General features: G+C 63.7%; 17 protein-coding genes. 8 read left to right on the top strand and 9 right to left on the bottom strand.

What is annotated here, in order from left to right; translation table 11 throughout:
- The first annotated feature begins 46 nt into the window (after window positions 1–46).
- The 8 genes from fliD to FYJ44_RS09480 all read left to right on the top strand — a co-directional run bounded on the left by fliD (window position 47) and on the right by FYJ44_RS09480 (window position 9,991).
- On the top strand, window positions 47–3,304 hold the full coding sequence (fliD, locus tag FYJ44_RS09445) for a flagellar filament capping protein FliD (RefSeq protein WP_154511485.1): 3,258 nt from the start codon (window positions 47–49) through the stop codon (window positions 3,302–3,304).
- Window positions 3,305–3,361: 57 nt separating this feature from the next.
- Window positions 3,362–4,024: a flagellar export chaperone FliS gene (gene fliS / locus FYJ44_RS09450; protein ID WP_154511487.1), complete on the top strand. Its 663-nt coding sequence runs from the start codon at window positions 3,362–3,364 to the stop codon at window positions 4,022–4,024.
- 171 nt (window positions 4,025–4,195) lie between these two features.
- On the top strand, window positions 4,196–5,800 hold the full coding sequence (gene hcp, locus FYJ44_RS09455) for a hydroxylamine reductase (RefSeq protein WP_154511489.1): 1,605 nt from the start codon (window positions 4,196–4,198) through the stop codon (window positions 5,798–5,800).
- A 186-nt stretch (window positions 5,801–5,986) separates the two neighbouring features.
- Window positions 5,987–6,688: a Crp/Fnr family transcriptional regulator gene (locus FYJ44_RS09460; RefSeq protein ID WP_154511491.1), complete on the top strand. Its 702-nt coding sequence runs from the start codon at window positions 5,987–5,989 to the stop codon at window positions 6,686–6,688.
- Window positions 6,689–6,718: 30 nt separating this feature from the next.
- Complete coding sequence (locus tag FYJ44_RS09465; RefSeq protein ID WP_154511493.1) at window positions 6,719–7,213, top strand: flavodoxin family protein; 495 nt, start codon at window positions 6,719–6,721, stop codon at window positions 7,211–7,213.
- Between the two features lie 63 nt (window positions 7,214–7,276).
- Window positions 7,277–7,753, top strand: coding sequence for a pyridoxamine 5'-phosphate oxidase family protein (locus FYJ44_RS09470; RefSeq protein WP_154511495.1), 477 nt, complete (start codon window positions 7,277–7,279; stop codon window positions 7,751–7,753).
- A 255-nt stretch (window positions 7,754–8,008) separates the two neighbouring features.
- Window positions 8,009–9,325, top strand: coding sequence for a 4Fe-4S binding protein (locus FYJ44_RS09475; protein ID WP_154511497.1), 1,317 nt, complete (start codon window positions 8,009–8,011; stop codon window positions 9,323–9,325).
- Window positions 9,326–9,436: 111 nt separating this feature from the next.
- On the top strand, window positions 9,437–9,991 hold the full coding sequence (locus FYJ44_RS09480; RefSeq protein WP_154511499.1) for an HPP family protein: 555 nt from the start codon (window positions 9,437–9,439) through the stop codon (window positions 9,989–9,991).
- 536 nt (window positions 9,992–10,527) lie between these two features.
- Here the strand turns inward: FYJ44_RS09480 and FYJ44_RS09485 are convergent.
- From FYJ44_RS09485 to FYJ44_RS09525, 9 genes are all read right to left on the bottom strand, one after another.
- Window positions 10,528–11,115, bottom strand: a complete 588-nt coding sequence (locus FYJ44_RS09485; RefSeq protein ID WP_154511501.1) for a 4Fe-4S dicluster domain-containing protein — start codon at window positions 11,113–11,115, stop codon at window positions 10,528–10,530.
- The gene (locus FYJ44_RS09490) at window positions 11,108–11,491 is read right to left on the bottom strand and encodes a hydrogenase maturation nickel metallochaperone HypA/HybF (RefSeq protein ID WP_154511503.1); all 384 of its coding nucleotides are present in this window, start codon (window positions 11,489–11,491) and stop codon (window positions 11,108–11,110) included. Before FYJ44_RS09490 ends, FYJ44_RS09485 begins: the two co-directional genes overlap by 8 nt.
- Window positions 11,492–11,636: 145 nt before the next feature.
- Window positions 11,637–12,719: a hydrogenase large subunit gene (locus tag FYJ44_RS09495; RefSeq protein ID WP_154511505.1), complete on the bottom strand. Its 1,083-nt coding sequence runs from the start codon at window positions 12,717–12,719 to the stop codon at window positions 11,637–11,639.
- The gene (locus FYJ44_RS09500; protein WP_154511507.1) at window positions 12,716–13,252 is read right to left on the bottom strand and encodes an NADH-quinone oxidoreductase subunit C; all 537 of its coding nucleotides are present in this window, start codon (window positions 13,250–13,252) and stop codon (window positions 12,716–12,718) included. The genes FYJ44_RS09495 and FYJ44_RS09500 overlap by 4 nt, the downstream gene beginning before the upstream one ends.
- A gap of 30 nt (window positions 13,253–13,282) precedes the next feature.
- Window positions 13,283–13,861 (bottom strand): hydrogenase, encoded by a 579-nt coding sequence (locus tag FYJ44_RS09505; RefSeq protein WP_154511509.1) that lies wholly within the window; start codon window positions 13,859–13,861, stop codon window positions 13,283–13,285.
- A gap of 1 nt (window position 13,862) precedes the next feature.
- Window positions 13,863–14,024, bottom strand: coding sequence for a hypothetical protein (locus tag FYJ44_RS09510; RefSeq protein WP_154511511.1), 162 nt, complete (start codon window positions 14,022–14,024; stop codon window positions 13,863–13,865).
- A complete protein-coding gene (locus FYJ44_RS09515) occupies window positions 14,025–14,474 on the bottom strand; it encodes an NADH-quinone oxidoreductase subunit B family protein (RefSeq protein ID WP_008682106.1) in 450 nt (149 codons plus the stop codon).
- A gap of 10 nt (window positions 14,475–14,484) precedes the next feature.
- A complete protein-coding gene (locus FYJ44_RS09520; RefSeq protein ID WP_154511513.1) occupies window positions 14,485–15,456 on the bottom strand; it encodes a respiratory chain complex I subunit 1 family protein in 972 nt (323 codons plus the stop codon).
- Complete coding sequence (locus tag FYJ44_RS09525; RefSeq protein WP_154511514.1) at window positions 15,456–19,223, bottom strand: complex I subunit 5 family protein; 3,768 nt, start codon at window positions 19,221–19,223, stop codon at window positions 15,456–15,458. The genes FYJ44_RS09520 and FYJ44_RS09525 overlap by 1 nt, the downstream gene beginning before the upstream one ends.
- Window positions 19,224–19,266: the final 43 nt, after the last annotated feature.

Genomic DNA, 19,266 nt, shown 5'->3' on the forward strand with positions numbered 1-19,266 from the left:
GTCCGCGCGTTGGCGCGGCAGTTATCTTTCGCAGTGCGAGGCGCGTATGGCAATCAGCATTTCCGGCTCCAACTCCATTTCCGGTCTGAGCGGCAACGACACCAATTTCGACAAGGTGCTGGAGCAGCTCAAAAAGATCGAATCCACACAGTTGAACCGGCTTGAAGCCTGGAAAAGCGACTGGAATCTGCGCTATGAGGCCTTCGGCAAGCTCATCGAGCAGGTGCAAGCCGCCAGCAATCTGTTGTCCACGCTGGCCGACAAGAACAATTTCGTCACCAAAAACGTCACCAGCAGCAACGAAAACATCCTCACCGCCGTGGCCAACGCCTCGGCCCAGGACGTGCAGCACACCATCAAGGTCTCGCAGGTGGCCAGCAACGCCATCTGGGCCAATACCGGCCATGTGTTCAACTCCAAGACCGATGTTATCAACACCACGGGCACGACCCAGTATTTCCGTTTCAACTATGCGGGCAAGGATCATGAGATCAAGGTCCCGGCCGGCACCACGCTGGAATCCTTCGCCAGCATGGTCAACAACTCCACGGAAAATCCGGGCATCAAAATCAGCCTGATCAAGTCCGGTTCGGGTTATGTCTTTCAGGTGGCGGGCAAGGACACCGGTGCGGATAATAATCTTATTATCTATAACAACAACCTGGTGGGCATGGGCACCACAGGCTCGACGACGTCCACCTGGCTGACCAACAACAGTCTGGATATCAGCCAGAACGTGACCGATCCCACGGAATATATTTACGATATCGTCTTGCAGAGCGGCGCCAAAAAAAGTGTGACCATCAAGGGCAACGCCACCGCCGACGATTTTGTGACCGCGCTCAACGCCGCGGGCGGCATCACGGCCAGCCTGGACGGCAGCGGCAATCTGGTGATGGGCGGGGTCAAGTCGTTTAGCCGCCGGAAAAGCTCGGATGACGCCTACAAGCCGGCCTCCACCTGGGTGGGCGTTGGTGGAGATCTTAAAGATTCCAATAATAATGACATAAAGCTGAACGCCGTCGGCGGCATGGCCGCGGGCAAGGGCGACAACGATCTGCTGACCTTCACCATGACCATGGAGGACGGCACCACACGCGAATTCAAGATCAAGGCCGGAGCCACCAAGCGCGACCTTCTGGTCCAGATGGCCCAGGCCACCCAGAGCGGCGACAGCGTGAATATAGGCCTCGGCGCTGACGGATGGGGGGTGAGTCTGAGCGGCGTCACCAATGTGGCCTGCGCCGACCTCACCGACGCGAGCCAGCTGAAGACCAAGCCTACACCCGCTTCGGGCGTCAAGGACACTCTGGGTGGTAATCTGACTTCGGCTTCCGCCACCCTGACTTTTGACAAGGACAAACTGAGCGAGCGCATTGACGGCAAGGCCGCCGGCGACCCCGGCGTCGACCTGGTTTTCACCCTCACCCTGGATGACGGCTCTGTCGTTTATGTGGACAGTCTGGCCGACGGCACGAGGCTGAACAGCAGCATGACCAACCAGCAGTTGCTGGACGCCGTCAATGCCGCCTATCCCGGCACAATTTCGGGCGCCGACAACAATATTCTGAAACTGGACAACGTTCAGGACTTCAAACTGACTACCGGCGCCAGCGGGACGGCGGGTTTTACGACCAGAATTGAAACCAGCACGACGGTGCCCGCAACGAATACCGCGCCGGGGGGGAATTCCCTGTTCTACACCGACGGTACCGGCACCTATCTGGAGGAACCGCCGGATCTGGTCTACACCGTCACCACCAATGACGGAGCGACCGGGACGCTTACCCTGAACTCCGGCACCAGCATGAAGGAAGTGCTGGAGAGCCTGAAGAATGGCACGGGAGCCTGGGTCTGGAAGGACAAGGACAATAATCCGCTCTCCCCTGCTCCCGACCTGGGCGTAGCCTTCACGGACGCCGACGGCAAGGAATACGTGGGGGCGGACGGCGTTACCCCCCTGACGCTGGACGAGATCGCCGCCAGTGGCAAGCCCGTTTACCTGCAACTCAAGAACGTCCAGAATGTCAGCGGCCCAAGCATCCAGGGGCAGGTGGCCACGTCGAGCAACTGGAGCATCCAGCGTTCGGCCAACGCCCGTTACCAGGTGGACAACTGGCCCATGGAGATGGAGTCCTCCTCCAACCGCGTGAGCGACGTCATTGACGGTGTGGTTTTCAATATTCAGGATGTGGGCGACGCCCGCATTGCGGTGAGCACGGACATCACCTCGGTGGAGCAGTCCATTCAGAATTTTCTGGACGCGGTCAATTCCGTTCTGCTGACCATCCGCGACTATACCGCCTATGATGAAGACAAGGAGGTCACCTCCAACGATCCCGATGATATTGAAAAGAAAAACTACAGCCCCTCGGGCCTGACCAACCAGAAAGGCGGTCTGCTCACGGGCAACTACGGGGTGCAGCTGTTCAAAAGCCGCTTTTCGAGCCTGCTCAGTTCCGCCCCGCCCGGCTTCAAAAGCCGCCAGTCGGCGGACGACATCCTTTCCGGCGACGTGCTGGCCAGTCTGGCCAACCTGGGCATCAAGACCGATACGGATGAAAGCAGCGATACCTACGGCCTGCTGGTGATCGCCCCCAAGTCCGGCATTGCGGAACTGCAGACGCTGGACAAAGAAAATTACAACAGCATGATCACCAACAACCTGGAAGCCGTGGTGGATTTTTTCTGCGCCAGCGGCACAGGCAGTTCCACCAGCGCTGACTTCCGCTACGGCAGCCATGTCGAGGGCATCACCAAGGCCGGCAACTATGAAGTGACCTACACCGTGGGCAATGACGGTACGATTGGCGATGTCTATGTGGGCGGCGTGAAGGCCACGCGTGACGAAAGCATGCCGGGATATTATTACAGCGTGGCTCGTGGCGACGCGCGCGGCCTGTCCATCCTGATCGACGATCTCACGCCCGGCGAGCATCCCCCGGCCGGTGAAGAGCCCATGTATGTGCGCATCAAGCAGGGCCTTGTGCAGACGGTGAACAGCTTTTGCAAGGATGAGCTGACCTTCACTAATGTGAACATCAATGCCAACAGCACGCCTGACGAAATAGCGGACGCCATTGCCCTGAAGTCCAAAAACGGCGCCTTGATGTCCTTGCGGGACAACTACAAGACGGTCATGGAGAATATCGACAAAAAGATCAGTCAGGAACAGCGTCGCATTGAAACCTGGGAAAGTCGGCAGAAGACGATTTTCGCCAATCTGGAAACCCTGCTCAAGAAGTACGGCGAACAGCAGAAATCCCTGGAGTCGCAGCTCAAGCAGTTGAGCGGCAACGATTAAGCATTAATTTCCGTTCCGGCGCGGCGGCCCGGAACGCGCAACGAGAAGGAACAGACTATGAACAAAGCGGCGCAAGCGTATTTTCAGACCAAGGTCAACACCACGGATCAGGGGCAGCTTCTGCTCATGCTCTACGACGGCGCGCTCAACTATCTGCAGCAGGCGCGCGACAAAATGCTGGCCAGGGATTTCGCGGGCAAGGGCATTCTGATTTCCAAAGTCATTGACATCGTCAATGAGCTCTCCAGTTCCCTGAACATGGACAGGGGCGGCAGCCTGGCCGTTAACCTGAACAACCTGTATATTCTCTGCACCGCGCGCCTCCTGCAGGCCAACCTGAAAATGAACGTGGAATCCCTGGACAGCGTGGTGCAGATTCTCTCCGGCTTGCGCGGGGCCTACGCCCAGATTCTCGAAACGCCGGAGGCCCGCCGCGCGGCGGCGGAAATCGCCGGTCGCATGCAGCCAGTGGGGTCGGCGGTGAAAACAGCGCAACCCATCATGCAGTCGCCGGTGACGGCGGTGCCGCGCGCCCACGCCCAGGCCGTCTACGGCAGAAACGCCATACAGTCTCCGGCTGCTCCGCCCGCCGGAGCCCCGGCCCCGGCGGAAACGGCTGTGCGGGCCCATGTGCGGAATTTCGTGCCGCCCGCCGCGCCCGTTCCACCCGTTGCCGCCCGCCTGCCCGGAGCCTACGCCAAACCCAACGGCAACAACTGAGCTTGCCGCGCCGCCCCGCCTTTGCCGCGCCGGGCCTTCGCAGTGCCGAAGGTCCGGCGAGTTTTTTTACCTTTTGCAAAAAACTGTGATTTCAATCACAGTGCTTGTAGTGGAGTTGTGTTGTATATGGGGCGCATCTTCCACTGAGGGAGGAAAAGGAGTTTTGCCCCTATGTTTTGCAATCAGTGCGAACAGACAGCCAAAGGAACAGGCTGCACCGTGGTCGGCGTCTGCGGCAAAAGCGCGGATGTGGCGGCCATTCAGGATCAATTGGTTTATCTTCTGCGGCGGCTGGCTGCCCTGGTTCTGAAAGCCCGCTCCGCGGGCATTGTGGATACGGATACGGACGATTTCATGGTCGAGGCCTTGTTTGGCACGCTGACCAATGTGAACTTCGACCCGCAGGCGCTGCGCCGGATGCAGGCCGGAACCCTGGAGCGGGCCAAAGCTCTGGCCGCCCGGCTGGGGGACCAGCCGGAGGATCTGAATCTTTCCCCGGAGGACTATCCGGCCCGCCTGCCGGAAAGCGTGGTGGGCATCGACAGGTTCAGTACGGACGGGGATGTGGCCTCGGCCATGCAGTTGCTGCTCTTCGGGCTCAAGGGCGTGGCCGCCTATGCTGATCATGCGGCACGGCTCGGCCGGCGTGACCCCGAGCTCTCGGCCTTTATCTGCAAGGCTCTGGTTGCGGGCAGCCCCTGGGATGAGGAAGTCCGCGATCTGGGCGGCTGGCTGGAACTGGTGCTGGAATGCGGCAAGGCCAACCTGCGGGCCATGGAACTGCTGGAAAAGGGCAATACCGAAACCTTCGGCGATCCCGTGCCCACCCCGGTTTCCCTGGGGCGGCGCAAGGGCAAGGCCATTCTGGTTTCCGGGCATGACCTGCTGGATCTTCTGGCCCTGCTGGAGCAGACCGAGGGTACGGGCATCAACGTCTACACCCATGGCGAAATGCTGCCCGCCCACGGCTATCCCCGCCTGAAGGCCTTCGGCCACCTGGCCGGGCATTACGGCACGGCCTGGCAGAACCAGCAGAAGGAACTGCCGGACTTCCCCGGCGCAGTGCTCTTTACCACCAACTGCATCCAGAACCCCCGCGGTTACGGCGACAAGGTCTTTACCAGCGGCAACGTGGGCTGGCCCGGCTGTACGCACTGCACGGGGCGCGACTTCGCGCCGGTCATCGCCAGAGCTTTGGAACTGCCCGGCTTTGCCGAAGACAAGCTGGGCAAGGACATTCTGACCGGCTTCGGTCGCCGGACCATGCTCAATGCCGCGCCCAAGGTGCTGGAGGCCGTGGCCCAGGGCAAGCTGCGCCACATCTTCCTGGTGGGCGGCTGCGACGGAGCCAAACCGGGCCGCAACTATTACACGGAATTTGTGGAAAAAACCCCGCAGGATACCCTGGTGCTGACCCTGGCCTGCGGCAAGTTCCGTTTTTTCGACAAGGATCTGGGCAAGCTCGGCGATCTGCCGCGCCTGCTGGACATGGGGCAGTGCAACGACGCCTACGCGGCGGTGCGCACGGCCCAGGCCCTGGCCGAGGCCCTGAAATGCGGCGTCAACGACCTGCCGCTCTCCCTGGTGCTCTCCTGGTATGAGCAGAAAGCCGTGAGCATATTGCTGACGCTGCTGGCTCTGGGCATCAAGAACATCCGCCTGGGCCCCAGCCTGCCGGCCTTTGTTTCGCCGAACATCCTGAATCTTCTGGTGGAAAAATGGGGCATCCGTCCCATCACCACGCCGGATGAGGATCTGGCGGCTATTCTGAAGTGACGCCATGGCCGCCGGGCGGTGACGATGCCGCCCGGCGGCGCAGGCTAGGGCAGTTAACGCATGGAATGCGTTAACTGCCCGGCAAGGATCCGTCTGCAAATCCTTGCCGCAAAATGCGAGTTGGCGGGCTTTGCCCGTCGTAAACGAGCGTTGCAAGTGTTAACCGCTCTAAAAGGACAGGGCGTCATGCCGGAACCGCTTCCCGGAGGACATACGTCACAGGCCGTACTGGCGGCTCTCGGCAACGGCCTTTTTGCCGTCCTGAGCGACGACGAACGTCTGGCCCTGGCCCGGCGCGCCCGGCTGCGCGCTTTTGCCGGGGGCGACGTGCTCTTCCGGGAAGGGCAGGAGAGCGTTGACCCCGCCTTTCTGCTGTCCGGTCTGGTCAAACTGTCCCGCAGCGCGGCCCGTGGCCGGGAATGCGTGCTGCATCTGGTGCGTCCGGGCCGCATGCTGGACGCGGGCGTGCTGTTTTATGAGGGGGGTCTGCCCGCCACGGCGGTGGGCGTCAAGGAAGGCCGCCTGCTCTGGCTGGACAAGTCCGCCCTGCTGACCGCGCTGCGCGGCAATGCGGCTCTGGGTCTGGGCCTGATCGCCGCGCTTTCCCTGCGTCAGCGCCTGTTCATCAACAAGCTGGCCGGTTCGCAGGGGCGGATTTCCGCCTCCCGCCGGGTGGCGGCCTGGCTGCTGCACCGGGCGAAAATGGAAAAAGCCGAAACGCTGGACCTCGGCGTCAACCGCGAGATTCTGGCCCGGCTTATCGGCATCAGCCGCGAGAGTCTGAGCCGGGAACTGAGCCTGCTGGCCGGCAACGGTCTGATCAGCGTGGAGCGCCGCCGCGTTGTCCTGCTGGACAGGGCGGAACTGCAAAAGCTGGCGGACAGTTAGACATTTTAACATTTCCCGGAACTCCTGAAGATGAAAATCTGTATTGTATATTCCTCCATCACGGGCAATACGCGCACAGTGGCCGAGGCCCTGGCCGCTGTTTCCGGCGTGCCCTGTTTCCCTGTGCGGGACGCGCCGGACCCGGCGGACTACGATCTGCTGGCGCTGGGCTTCTGGGTGCGTCTGGGCCAGGCGGACGCCAGGACGCAGCGCTACATGCGGCGCGTGCTTGGCAAAAAGATCTTCTTTTTCGGTACCCTTGGGGCCTGGCCGAATTCGCCGCACGCCCGGCGCTGCATGGACGGCGCGCGGGCTCTGCTGGAAAAGGGCGGCAATACGGTGCTGGACGGTTTTTTGTGCCAGGGGAGGGTCAACCCGAAAATTCTGGCCCTGTCGCAGCGAAAGGGCAGCCACCCCATGACGCCGGAGCGCCGGGCCCGCCTGGAAGAGGCCGCCCGCCATCCCGACGCGGCGGACCTGGCCGAGGCCGGGCGGCGCTGGCGGGATGTTCTGAAACAGGCCTGACGGCAAAGCCCGTTGTGCGGGTTTTGCGCCGACGGCAAGCTGAACAAAAACAAGGAGAGAGGCATGCGCCTGAGTAAACGCGAATGTTCGGAACCGGCTTTTTTTGACGAGGTCTTCGCCAAAGCCGAAGAGCTGTTTCTGGCCCTCAACGATGGGGAATTCCCTTACCTGATCCCGCTCAATTTCGTGCGCCGGGAGCGGCGCATCTATCTGCACAGCGCGCCGGAAGGCGCCAAGCTGGACCTGATCCGCAAGGACGGCCGCGTGGCGTTCAGTCTGGCGGCGGATGTGCGGATCGACCGCGAAAAATCCTCCACCTACTATAAATCCGTCTGCGGCACGGGCCGCGCCGTTGTGGTTGAAGACCCGGAAGAAAAACGCCTGGCCCTGGACTGCCTGGCCGAGCGTTATGCCGCCCGCTGTCCGCGCCCCGCTCCGGACGCCAATGTCCGCCGGGTGGCCATCATCCGTATCGACATCCTTTCCCTGACCGGCAAACGTTGCCTGCCGGAGGGGGTCACGAGTCCCGATCCCGTATAGAGCGTTCGTCACGAGCGCCTTTTCGGCGCGTTATGCGTGATCGCCGCTGTTTTCATCCGTAAGGCGGCTATGCCGCCAGGGGCTGAATCAAGAGCGCGCGCCCTCATATTGCCGGAAATGCGCCTCGTGCCGGCGCGCATTGTGAGATTTTTCTTCTTCCCGCCGACCCGCGTCGACAGGGAATCTGGTCTTGCGTCCCAGGTGCCGCCACGGCGTCAGGACCTCTGGAAAACGTCAAGCGAGGAAGTGCCGACCATGTCCGCAAAGTCTCTTTTGTGCCCGTTGCCCGCCTCTCTGGCCCTCTTGCTGGCCGGAGCGCATTTCTGGCGGGCGGGCCTGTCCGCTCTGAGCCTGGGCTGCGCCCTGCTGGCTCTGCTGGCCTGGACGCGCGGGGCCTGGGTGCGCCAGTTCCTGCTGCTGGTCCTGCCGCTGCTGGCGGCCCGCTGGATCTGGACCGCCGGGCAATTCGTCCAGCTGCGCCAATTCATGGAGCAGCCCTGGCACCGGCTGGCCGCCATTCTTTTGGGCGTGGCCCTGTTCACCGCCCTGGCCGCCCTGCCGCTGCTGAGCGGGCGGGCGCGGGCGCGCTACGCCCTCCGGCAGGATTGCGCGGGCACGCAGCTGGCGGCCTTGATCCTGACTTCCGGCATTCTGGCCGTGGTCTGGACGCTTGTGCCGGGCATCTTTGTGCTGGAGCGTTTCGCGCCGGGTTGGGGGCCGGCCCAGGTTTTTCTGCCCGGCCTCTGGGCGGCCTGGGTGGCGGGCCGTCTGGCCGACCGGCGCACGGCTCCCTCCACCCGGCTCTGGACCTGGCGACTGTTCTCTCTGGTTTTTTTCGGCCAGTTGTTGCTGGGATTCGTTCTGGACAGCCGTTTTCTACTCAGCGGCAGTCCGCATCTGCCGGTGCCGGGCCTGATTCTGGCCGCGCCCCTTTATCGCGGCGGCGGGTATTTCATGCTGATTCTCTTCGGCGTTGCCGTGCTGCTGGCGGGCGCGGCCTGGTGCAGCCAGCTCTGTTATTTCGGCGTCTGGGACGCGGGCACGGCGGCCCGGGGGCGGCCGCGCCCCGTACCTGTCTGGCTGCCCCGTCTGCGTCTGGGCCTGCTGGGCCTGACCCTGCTGACGCCCGTTGCGCTGCGCCTGGCCGGACTGCCTTCTGTGATTGCGCTGGCCTGCGGTCTGCTGCTGGGCCTCTTGCTGTTGGTCTGCGCCGTCCTGGTCAGTCGCCGCATGGGCTTCGGCGCGTACTGCCTGGGCATCTGCCCCCTTGGACTCGTCGCGGGCTGGCTGGGGCGGCTGTCACCCTGGCGCGTCTGGCGCACGGACGCGTGCACCCGGTGCAAAGCCTGCGTCCGGGTTTGCCGTTATGGGGCCATGACCGAGGAAAATCTGAGCCGGGCCATGCCTGGCCCCACATGCACTCTCTGCCGCGACTGTTTGTCAGCCTGTCGGCAAAAGGCGCTCACCTTCAGTCTGTATGGCACAAAACACTACGGCCCGGCGGTGGAAAGCGCCTTCATCTCTCAGGTGGTCGCGCTGCATGCGGTATTTTTGGCTCTGGCGCGGGTTTAGTTCAGCCTTCAATCCGTCTGTTGAGATGGCCCCGTCGGACAGGCGCGGCGCGAGCCGCCGCTGCACGGCAAGTTCGGGCGTAACATGTTTTGGGAGAAAAAAATGGCCGGGATGGCACGCATAGTGTGGAGCCGCCTGCGCGGCGGCGAGCGGATTGGTACAATGTCCGGCGCGCGGGTGGTCTGGAATGATGTGGTCTGGGCCTGGCTGGGCAGCGCGCTTTCCATTCTCTGTCTGGCCTGGCTGGAACGGCTGTGCGCTCAGGAATGGAATCTGCCGCTGCTCATCGGTTCATTCGGCGCGTCGGCCGTGCTGGCCTTCGGCGCGCCCGAGAGCCCGCTGGCCCAGCCGCGCAACCTGGTGGGCGGCCATATGCTTTCGGCGCTGGTGGGCGTGAGCTGCCAGATGCTGCTGGGCCAGGAACCAGCGGCGGCCGCGGCGCTGGCCGTGTCCACCGCCATCGCGCTGATGCGCGTCACCAAAACCCTGCACCCTCCGGGCGGAGCGACTGCGCTGATCGCGGTCATCGGCGGGGCGGACATTCACCGTCTGGGCTACTGGTACGTGCTGTTGCCGTGCGGCGCGGGAGCCTGCTGCATGTTGCTGCTGGCCCTGTTGACCAACAATCTGGGCGCGCGGCGGCGCTACCCGCAGACATGGTGGTGACGGACGGTCCGCCTTACGCCGGATGCGGGTGAAAATACAAGCCCCCGGCCTTCCTTTCCGGAGGGCCGGGGGCGACTTGTCAGAGTGGGATTGTTCTGGTTGACGCCTTCAGGCGCTTTCGCCGGATGTCTGGTCGCGGGTTTGGCGGCCTTGGGAGCGCGTTTGGCCGGTTTTTTCACAGCCGCGCCGGACTTGTGCGCCGGAGCCTTGGCTTTGGAAGCGGCTGGAGCTTTTTCCCCCGCGCCCTGCTGCGGAGCCGCAAAGGCAACGCCCGCGCAGAAGATGGAGAGAGCACAGGTCAGAACAAGACAACGGGCAAGGGTTTTGGAAAACAACCTACAGATTCCCCTTATGCATAAGGGAAAATCCCTATGGGGCCGGAATTTCCGACTCCGCCTGATCCGGCGCTGACGCCGGTCAAACGAAGCGTGACAAGCATCACATCTTTCTGATTCAGCCGGTAAGGAAAACGCCCCTGCCTGTCAACAGGATTTATTTCCGGCCCTGAGCGCGGTTCTGGCGGCCAAGGCGGCGTCCTATTCCGGCGCGGTTTCTTTGGGAGCTTCCTTGGCTTCCGCTACAGGCTTTTTCTCGGGCTGCGGCGCTTCCACCACCGTGCCGTCCGGCTCCACCATGGACAGGGCGCGTACCGGGCAGGCCTCCATGCAGGCGGTGATCTTTTTGCCGTTCTCCTCGCGCCAGGCGCGGCACATGTCGCAACGCACGGCCACTTCCCGGCGAGCCCGCTGGGCGATGGTTTCCGCGTCGTCGCCGCTCAGGTCGGGCATGCCGATGGTGTCCAGAGAAATGGTGCCGTAAGGGCAGACCGCGATGCACATTTTACAGGCCACGCAGAACTGCACGCGCATGGTGATGCGGCCGTCCTTCTCCTGCTGCAGCGCGCCGGTGGGGCAGACGTTGCAGCAGGGCGCGGGATCGCACTGATGGCAACGCACCGTGGTTTTGAAGCCCTCGGCCTTGACTACCTGCACGCGCGAAACCAGCACGTCGCGGTGCTTCATGGCTTCCTTGAAGGACATGCCGTGGTGAGCGGCGATGCAGGCCACTTCACAGCGGCGGCAGGCGCGGCACTTGTCGGGTACGACCTGGATGTGTTCAATCATGGTCCGTTTCCTCGGATTCGACGCGCAGGGACTGGAGCGTAAGCCCGTGCCCTCCGCTGAAATGGATGTTTTCGCCGCCGCAGGCCGGACAGACGAAGCGGCGTTGCGTCAGACTGAAAGCGTGGCCGCAGCTTTCGCAACGGCAGGCCAGGGGAGCTGTGTTCAGCGTGAGCGTCGCGGCCTCGGCCACTGTGCCTTCGGCAAAAAGTTCAAAGCAGGCGGTCAGGGTCCGGGCCTCCACGCAGGCGATCAGCCCCAGCTCACAGACAATTTCCTGAATCCGCGTGACGCGGTTTTCCGGATGCGCCGCGTTGTGTTCTTCCACGGCCTTCAGCGCCATGCCCAGCAGGCCCTGAACCAGGCTGGCCTCATGCATGTATTTCTCTTTACCGTTTTTTCCTGACAGTGGAGATTTTTTCCGCCGCAAGGAAAACAAGCGGCGCGCCGAAGCGGAGCATAGCCGTCTATGTGACCGGGCGTGCCGCGCAGTTTGACGCAGTCAACAGGAAAAAGACCCGCTGTCAGCGCTCCGTACACGAGACGCAGGGATCAATGCTGTTGGTGATCAGCGCCACATCCGCCACCTTGCAGTCGCGCATCATCACGCCCAAGGCTTCCCAGTTCATATACGAGGGCACGCGCCACTTGAGCCGCGCGGGCATGTCCGTGCCATTGGTGCGGATATAGTAAAACACCTCGCCGCGCGGCGCTTCGGTGCGGGCGCAGGCCTCGGCCGTGCGGATCTGGCGCATGGGCGCGGTCACCGGGCCGTCGGGCACGCGCTGGCAGCACTGACGGATCAGTTTGAAGGATTCAAAAATCTCGTTCAGGCGCACCATGGTCCGGGCGTGGATGTCGCAGCCGTCGGCGACGACACTTTCGAATTCCAGTTCGGGATAGGCGGCGTAGGGGGAATCCTTGCGCACATCGATATGCACGCCGGAACCGCGTGCCACCGGGCCCACCACACCCAAGCGCAGCGCGTCGGCCTTGGGCAGCAGGCCCATGCCGTTGGTGCGGGCCAGCACCATGCTGTTGGTGGCGTAAATTTCGCGGATTTCATCCACCGCCGGTTCCACCTTGGCGATCATGCCCAGAATGTAGTCCAGCATTTCGCGGTCCACGTCGCATTTGACGCCGCCGATGCAGTTGGAGGCCAGGTTCATGCGGTTGCCGTACACGGTTTCCTTCACGTCCTGCATCATTTCGCGCACTTCCATGACGTGCATGAACAGGGACTTGAAGCCGATGATATGGGCCTGGATGGCGGTATTGAACAGATGCGAGGCCACGCGCTTGATTTCCTCGGCCAGAACCCGCAGGTAGCGCGCCCGCTCGGGAATGGAGATGCCCAGCACGTTTTCCACGGACATGCAGTAGGTGAAGGAGTGGCTGTTGGAACAGAGAGAACAGACCCGCTCGGTAAGAGTGGTGTTCTTGATCAGGTTGCGCTGGGTGGCCATGGCCTCCATGCCGCGGTGTACATGGCCCGAGGTCAGGTCCACGCGCCGCACGGTTTCGCCTTCCACCGTGAGATTGAAGTAGACCGGCTCCTCCAGGGCCACATGCACCGGTCCCAGAGGCATGGTGAAGGTGCTGCTCATGGCCGTTTCTCCTTGTCTTTCAGAATGCGTTCCCAGAGGTCCGTGGTGCAGGCCCCGTTCATCATGATGGACAGGGGCACGGCCTCGTTGAGAATGCCCGCGTCCAGCTCCTCGTCCAGGAAGAGGCGGCGTGGATTGGGGTGGTCCGTGACCTGAATGTCGTACAGCTCCATCATTTCGCGTTCGTGCCAGTCGGCATTGGCGAACAGCGGAGTGATGGAAGGCACGGTGGGCCATTCGCCGTTGAGCGTCACCGTGAGGTTGTAGATGATGCCTTTCAGCTCGAAGTGGTAGCAGACTTCCTGCATGGGCTCGCTCAACTGGCGGCGGTTGTAGGCCGTGACCATGGCCAGGCGGGCGCCCGCCTTGTGCAGCGCGGCGGCGGCCTGCGGCAGATGGCGCGGCGTGTCCAGCCGGAACCAGTGGAAAGCGTTGCCGTAACTGTCGATACTGTGATGAATGGCGTCGCTTTCGGTGCAGAAGGGCGAAATGTCCTCAATGACCCGCGCGTCGCCCCGGATTGTGTCTTGCATGGCGTATCCTTTGTGGTTTCCGCTCGTCTTTTATTCCTTGGTGGGCGTGGCTGAAGTCACGCGCTCTTCCGGCTTCTCCTCCGAAGGCGAAGGCAGCAGGCAGGCGTTGCGCTTGGCGTCCTCGATCTGGCGGCATTTGGGACAGAGATGACGGATCAACTCCGGGTCGATATCCGGATTCTTGGCGTAGAGTCGTTGGGCCAGATGCGCCGGAATGGGCCGCATCAGCGTGCCGCAGTGGGCGCAGGGCTCATACTTGATGGTGTGCTGCTCCAGACGGTCGAATTTTTCCTTTTCCGGATGGGCCGAGTGCCAGTCGTCGCTGATGCTCATGGCCCCGGTGGGGCAGTAATGTCGGCAGGAGGCGCACAGGCAGCAGGAATTCTGCCAGATGGTGATGGTGTAGCCGCTGTCGTCCGGCAGATGGGTGATATTGATGGCCCCGGCCGCGCAGACGTGACGGCAGACGCCGCAGCCCATGCAGATGGTGGGGTCCACTTTGGCCCGGCCGCGCAGGCGCGCCGGCGTGAAGGTTTCGCCCAGCGGGAAGGGATCGGTGCTCGGGCCCTCCAGCAGATTGCGGAACAGAACTTTCAGAAAGCCCGCCATATTATTCCTCCAGAGCCTTGGCGTCGTTACGGGGCTTGTGTCGCCCCAGCAGGCCGCAGACATGGTGACAGACGCCGCAACGCAGGCAGGTGTGCCCGCTGTCGGCCGGCGCCGCCCGCAGGCGCGCGCAGACTGTGCGCAAAGCGTGCCACAGCGCGGCCATTTATTCCTCCAGCCCCAGCTTTTTGAGCCAGATGGAGCGGGCCAGCACTACGCCTTCCAGAATGGCCTGGGGGCGCGGCGGGCAGCCGGGCACGTTGACGTCCACCGGCAGATAACGGTCAATGGGCCCTTCAATGGAGTAGCCCTCGCGGAAGACGCCGCCGGAAATGGGGCAGATGCCCACGGCCACGGTCACCTTGGGCTCGGGGATCTCATGCCAGACCCGGAGCACGCGGTCGCGCACCCTGGTGGTCAGCGGGCCGGTAATCAGCACAATGTCCGCGTGCCGTGGGCTGCCGCAGTATTTACAGCCCAGGCGCTCCACGTCGTAGCGCGGAATACAGGCCGTGGTGGCCAGTTCCACGTCGCAACCGTTGCAGGAACCGGCGTTGATCCGGAACAGCCACGGCGAGCGCACGGAAAGTTTTTTGAGCAGGTTGTCCAAAGCCACAGCGGCCTCCTTACATCACCCAGACCAGGATCAGACTGCACAGCGCGAGCGCCGTGGGCACGGTCACATAAAAACGGAAGGCCTGATCAATGCGGAAACGCCCGGTGGCCGACTTGACCAGGGTCAGGGAAACCAGCATCAGGCCCAGACATTTGAGTACGAACCAGAGCAGATTCACCGGCCACCATTCAGATATAGTGCCGGGAAAGAAAAGCGCCACCCCCAGGCCCAGAACCACGAAGGTCTTCAGCGCCGCCGTCACCTGGAACAGCGCCAGCAGCGGTCCGCCGTACTCCAGCAGGGGGCCTTCGATGATTTCTGTTTCCGCCTCCGGGATGTCGAAGGGGGCCACGCCCATGGTGCCGGGCAGAAAGATCAGGTAGGCCAGCAGGGCCGGGATCATGGCCGGGTTGAAGCCCAGAGAGCCGCTGTGCTGCTGCCAGGCCACGATCTTGAGCAGGGAGAATTCCGCCCCCCAGTCGCCGCCGGAAATGCCCTTGCCCACCAGCATGGCCACCGCCAGCAAAATCATCAGCAGCGGCGTCTCATAGGCCAGCATGAGCAGCATTTCACGCGAAAAACCCACCGCGCCGAAGGGCGAGCTGGAGGCCGAGCCTCCCAGCATCAGCGCCATGGCCGGAATGGGCAGCAGGTAGAAGATCACCAGCAGGTCGCCCATGTTGAACAGGCCGTTGAACACGCCCGGCACCGGAATAAAGGCCGCGCATACGGCCATGCCCGTGAAGCCGAAGACCGGAGCCAGCAGAAAGGCCGAACGGCAGGCGGTTTTCGGAATCAGGGTTTCCTTGGTCAGCAGTTTGGCGATGTCCAGCCAGGGCTGGATCAGCGGCGGTCCCACGCGGCGCTGGAGGCGGGCTTCCACCCGCCGGTCCAGGCCCTTGAAGAAGAATCCCACGGCCAGGGCGAAGACCCCGCCGGGAAAGATGCACATGTGCAGAATGGCAAGCAGGGTGTCGCTCATCAGCGGTTCTCCTTGGAAGCGCGCCAGCCCAGCAGGCGCGTCAGGTCGCCGTAGATGCTGGAGGGCGTCATGCGGCTGGTGGCGATTTCCGGCGGCAGGCCGCAGGTATGCACGTCGATTTCACGCAGGCGCGTGAAGCGGCGCACGAACCAGGCGCCCGCCAGGAAGGCCAGGGCCGCCATCACGAACATGCCCGTGGCGTTCCAGGCGCCCGGCCCGGAAAGCACGCCGGAAAGTCCCACATTGAGGGGCTCCAGCCCGTATTCGCCCAGCACGCCGTTGATGGGCAGGAGCGCCAGGCCGGGGAATACGCCCGTCAGCACGCAACCGGCGGCCAGAATGCCCATGGGCACGCGCATGACCTTGGGGGCTTCATGCACGTCGTCCAGGTCCGGCGCGGGCTGGCCCAAAAAGGCCGCGTGCAGGAACTTGGCGATGTAGGCCAGGGTCAGCACGCTGCCCACCAGGGAAAGCAGGGCCAGGAAGGGCTGCCCGGCCTGCATCAGGGCGTGGTAGATCAGCCATTTGGAGGAGAAGCCGCTGGTGGGCGGCACGCCCACCACGGACAGGCCCGCGATGGCGAACATGCAGAGGGTGAAGGGCATCTTGCGGCCGATGCCGCCCAGATCGTCCAGGCTGTCCCGGTGCGTGGCGAACATCACGGCCCCGCAGATCAGGAAGAGCAGGTCTTTGAAGAAGACGTGGTTGATCAGGTGCAGCATGCCGCCCGCATAGCCCAAGGCGCCGCCCGCGGCCACGGCCAGCACCATGTAGCCCAGTTGGCTCACGGTGGAGTAGATGAAGATCAGCTTGACGCCGTTGGCCCGCAGGGCCTGCACGGCGGCCATGATGATGGTGATGCCGCCGATCCACATGACCACGGTGCTGATCAGGCTTTGCTCGAAGCCGCCCAGAATGCCCGCCAGGGCAAAACCGCCGCCCAGCAGCATGAAGAGCTTGATCAGGCCGATGACGGCGCTCTTCAGCAGCACCGAGGATATGTAGCCGGACACCGGCGTGGGGGCCAGGGCCGGGTGCATCTGCCAGTCAATGCGGAAGGGCAGCTGGGCGGCCTTCATCACAAAGCCCACGGCCAGCAGGGCCATGCCCAGCCAGGCCGCGCCGGGGGCCAGGTCAGGGGCAAGCCCGGCCAGCAGCCCGGCGTTGAAGGGCGTGAAGGGTCCCAGCACGCAGAGGCCCACAAAGAGGAAGCTCGCGCCCAGCAGATTGAAGAGGAAGTACTTGAAGGCCTCGCGCAACGAGGCCTTGTCCCCCTCATGGGCGATGGCCATGTACAGGCTCCAGGAACTCATGATTTCCCAGAACAGGAAGAAGCTCAGCAGGTACTGGCTGGCCGCCATGCCGATGAGGCCGCCGCACATGCAGGTGAAGGCGCAGTAAAAGCGCCACTGGCTGTGACTGTGCTCCATGTAGCCCACGGCATAGGCCATGTTCACCGCGCCCAGCAGGGGCACGATCAGGGCGAAGCAGAAGGAGAGCGTGTCCAGATCTCGCCCGAAGAACAGCACCAGCAGGGCCGTCAGCAGCAGCACGCCCACGCTGGTCCAGCCGGCCATCTTGCGCCAGTCCGCGAACAGGGCCGGAAGCACCGCGCCGAAGACCGGCAGCACCACGTAGACCGGCCAGGAGACGTTCATGGCCGCGATGATCTGCGGAACGTCCATGGCGGGCGGGTAGCAGAGTGAGGCCACGGGCAGCACCAGCGGCATGACCGCCTGCGGGAACAGGCCCAGCAGCAGGCTGACGGCCGCCAGAACCAGCAGGCTCAGGCGCATGCTGAAGGGGGCCTCTTCCACCTGGGGCAGATGGTCCGGCCGCTTCTCGAAGATCAGGGTTTTCAGAATGCGGGTGTAGTACACGGCCCCCACCAGGGAGGCCGCCAGGATCAGGGCCGCCAGCCAGATCTGACCGGCGTCCACGGCGGCCTGAATCATCAGGAATTTGCTGTAGAACGCGCCGAAGGGCGGCAGGCCCATGATGCTCACCAGGCCCACGGCCATACAGGCCACGGTCCAGGGCATATGGCGTCCCAGGCCGCGCAGGTCGGCGAGGTTGCGGCTGCCCGCGCGCATGATCAGCGCGCCCGCGCCCAAAAAGAGCAGGTCTTTCATCACGGCGTGATTGAACATGTGCCAGAGCGCTCCGGCCGTGGCCAGCCAGGTGCCCAGGCCCAGCACCAGCGCGATTTCGCCGATCTGCCCCAGGGTGGAGTAGGCCAGCATGCGTTTGATGTCTTCCTGGCGCAGAGCCATGAGTTCGCCGTAGATCAGGGTGGCCACGCCCATGGCGGTGAGGCCCGCCCCGAACCAGGACAGGCCGAACAGGCCGCGCATTTCACCGGCGGCCTGGCCCACGCCCATGATGATCACGCTGACGATGCCGAACACGCCCATTTTGGTGATGATGCCGGACAAGGGCGCTGACACCGAGGACGGCGCGGCGGGGTGGGCGTCGGGCAGCCAGGAGTGCAGGGGCACCAGACCAGCTTTGACGCCGAAGCCCGCCAGGCAGAGCACCAGGGCCGTCTGGAACCAGAGCGGGAAGTGGAAGGCGGCCAGCGGCGAGGCGGAAAAGACGCCGAGAATGAACAGGCCGGGCAGCATGAACAGCGCGCCGCCCGCGCACATCACGTAATATTTGAGACCGGCCTCATAGGCCGTGCGCCGTCCTTCGTGAACCACCAGGAAGTAGGAGGCGAAGGTCATCAGCTCCCAGTAGCCATACATGGCCGCCGTGTCCGGCGTGGAGACGATGCCCGTCAGGGAGGCGAAGGTCAGCAGCAGGAAAAACCAGTACCAGCCCTTGCGGTTGTCGTGGATGTAGCCCAGGGAGTAGACGCTGACCACCAGGGCCACCAGGGCGATCATCACCAGGAAGAGCCGGGCCAGGGGCGGGGCGGGGACGACGCAGACCGCCGCGAAGGCCAGAGCCGAGAACAGGGCGGCGATCAGCGGGGCCGCGCGCAGGCGCAGCAAAAAGGCCAGACCGGCGATGAACGCGCCGACGTAGAAACACCAGTAGGCCGGATGCACGGGCACGTGCATGACCGTCAGGCCGAAGTGCCCGCCCACGGCGTCGGTCAGGGGGCCGCGCAGCAGGCCCAGGGCCGCCGTCAGCAGGCCCAGACCCAACAACGGAAGCGACAGGCCGCCGAACGCGGAGCGCGTCGCCGGGGCTTCGTCTTCCGCATCATAGGGGGCTTCCAGCGACACGCGGCGCACGGCGTCCACATACAGCCAGATGAAGACCGTGGTGGCCGCGGCCATCAGCAGCAGGCAGAGCATGCCGCCGGACGGGGCGGATTCCAGCAGGGCCTGAACGATGAGCGCGCGGGCTTCAGGCAGAAGAAAGGGCGAACCGCCCACGGCGGCCAGCAGTCCCAGGCCGAAGAGCGCTCCGGCCCACGGCTGCCGCCGCCCCGCGCCGCTCAGTTCGTCCAGGGTGACGGCGGGCGCGTCAAAGGACGTGGCCCCGTGCGCGGGCGCGAGGCGCGCCAGCGCGACCAGCGCCAGCAGCCTGGCCGAAATCTGGAAGATGACGAACAGCCACAGGCCGGTCAGGCCCACGGCTGTCTGCGCGGTCAATGCCATGCAGGCGATGCCCGCGTCGTGCAGCGCGCCCCAGAGGATCAGGCGGCGCGGATCCTTGCGTTCCCGTACGGCCTTGACCGTGGCGAACAGCAGCAGAATCGCGCCGAGCAGCAGCGGCAGCCAGGAGCCGCCGGCCATGAACAGTGGTGATGTCATAGACGCCCCGTGATTTATGGATCATCCGGATCGCATCCACCGT

Origin of the sequence: Desulfovibrio porci (assembly GCF_009696265.1) — a bacterium.
Classification (GTDB): domain Bacteria; phylum Desulfobacterota; class Desulfovibrionia; order Desulfovibrionales; family Desulfovibrionaceae; genus Desulfovibrio; species Desulfovibrio porci.

Bases quoted from the DNA above. Each gene is read 5' to 3' on its own strand.
- FYJ44_RS09480 (WP_154511499.1), top strand. From the start codon at position 9,437: ATGGCACGCATAGTGTGGAGCCGCCTGCGCGGCGGCGAGCGGATTGGT.
- fliD (WP_154511485.1), top strand. From the start codon at position 47: ATGGCAATCAGCATTTCCGGCTCCAACTCCATTTCCGGTCTGAGCGGC.
- FYJ44_RS09520 (WP_154511513.1), bottom strand. From the start codon at position 15,456: ATGAGCGACACCCTGCTTGCCATTCTGCACATGTGCATCTTTCCCGGC.
- FYJ44_RS09495 (WP_154511505.1), bottom strand. From the start codon at position 12,719: ATGAGCAGCACCTTCACCATGCCTCTGGGACCGGTGCATGTGGCCCTG.
- FYJ44_RS09485 (WP_154511501.1), bottom strand. From the start codon at position 11,115: ATGATTGAACACATCCAGGTCGTACCCGACAAGTGCCGCGCCTGCCGC.
- FYJ44_RS09465 (WP_154511493.1), top strand. From the start codon at position 6,719: ATGAAAATCTGTATTGTATATTCCTCCATCACGGGCAATACGCGCACA.
- FYJ44_RS09475 (WP_154511497.1), top strand. From the start codon at position 8,009: ATGTCCGCAAAGTCTCTTTTGTGCCCGTTGCCCGCCTCTCTGGCCCTC.
- FYJ44_RS09500 (WP_154511507.1), bottom strand. From the start codon at position 13,252: ATGCAAGACACAATCCGGGGCGACGCGCGGGTCATTGAGGACATTTCG.
- FYJ44_RS09510 (WP_154511511.1), bottom strand. From the start codon at position 14,024: ATGGCCGCGCTGTGGCACGCTTTGCGCACAGTCTGCGCGCGCCTGCGG.
- FYJ44_RS09470 (WP_154511495.1), top strand. From the start codon at position 7,277: ATGCGCCTGAGTAAACGCGAATGTTCGGAACCGGCTTTTTTTGACGAG.
- FYJ44_RS09505 (WP_154511509.1), bottom strand. From the start codon at position 13,861: ATGGCGGGCTTTCTGAAAGTTCTGTTCCGCAATCTGCTGGAGGGCCCG.
- fliS (WP_154511487.1), top strand. From the start codon at position 3,362: ATGAACAAAGCGGCGCAAGCGTATTTTCAGACCAAGGTCAACACCACG.
- FYJ44_RS09460 (WP_154511491.1), top strand. From the start codon at position 5,987: ATGCCGGAACCGCTTCCCGGAGGACATACGTCACAGGCCGTACTGGCG.
- FYJ44_RS09525 (WP_154511514.1), bottom strand. From the start codon at position 19,223: ATGACATCACCACTGTTCATGGCCGGCGGCTCCTGGCTGCCGCTGCTG.
- FYJ44_RS09490 (WP_154511503.1), bottom strand. From the start codon at position 11,491: ATGCATGAGGCCAGCCTGGTTCAGGGCCTGCTGGGCATGGCGCTGAAG.
- hcp (WP_154511489.1), top strand. From the start codon at position 4,196: ATGTTTTGCAATCAGTGCGAACAGACAGCCAAAGGAACAGGCTGCACC.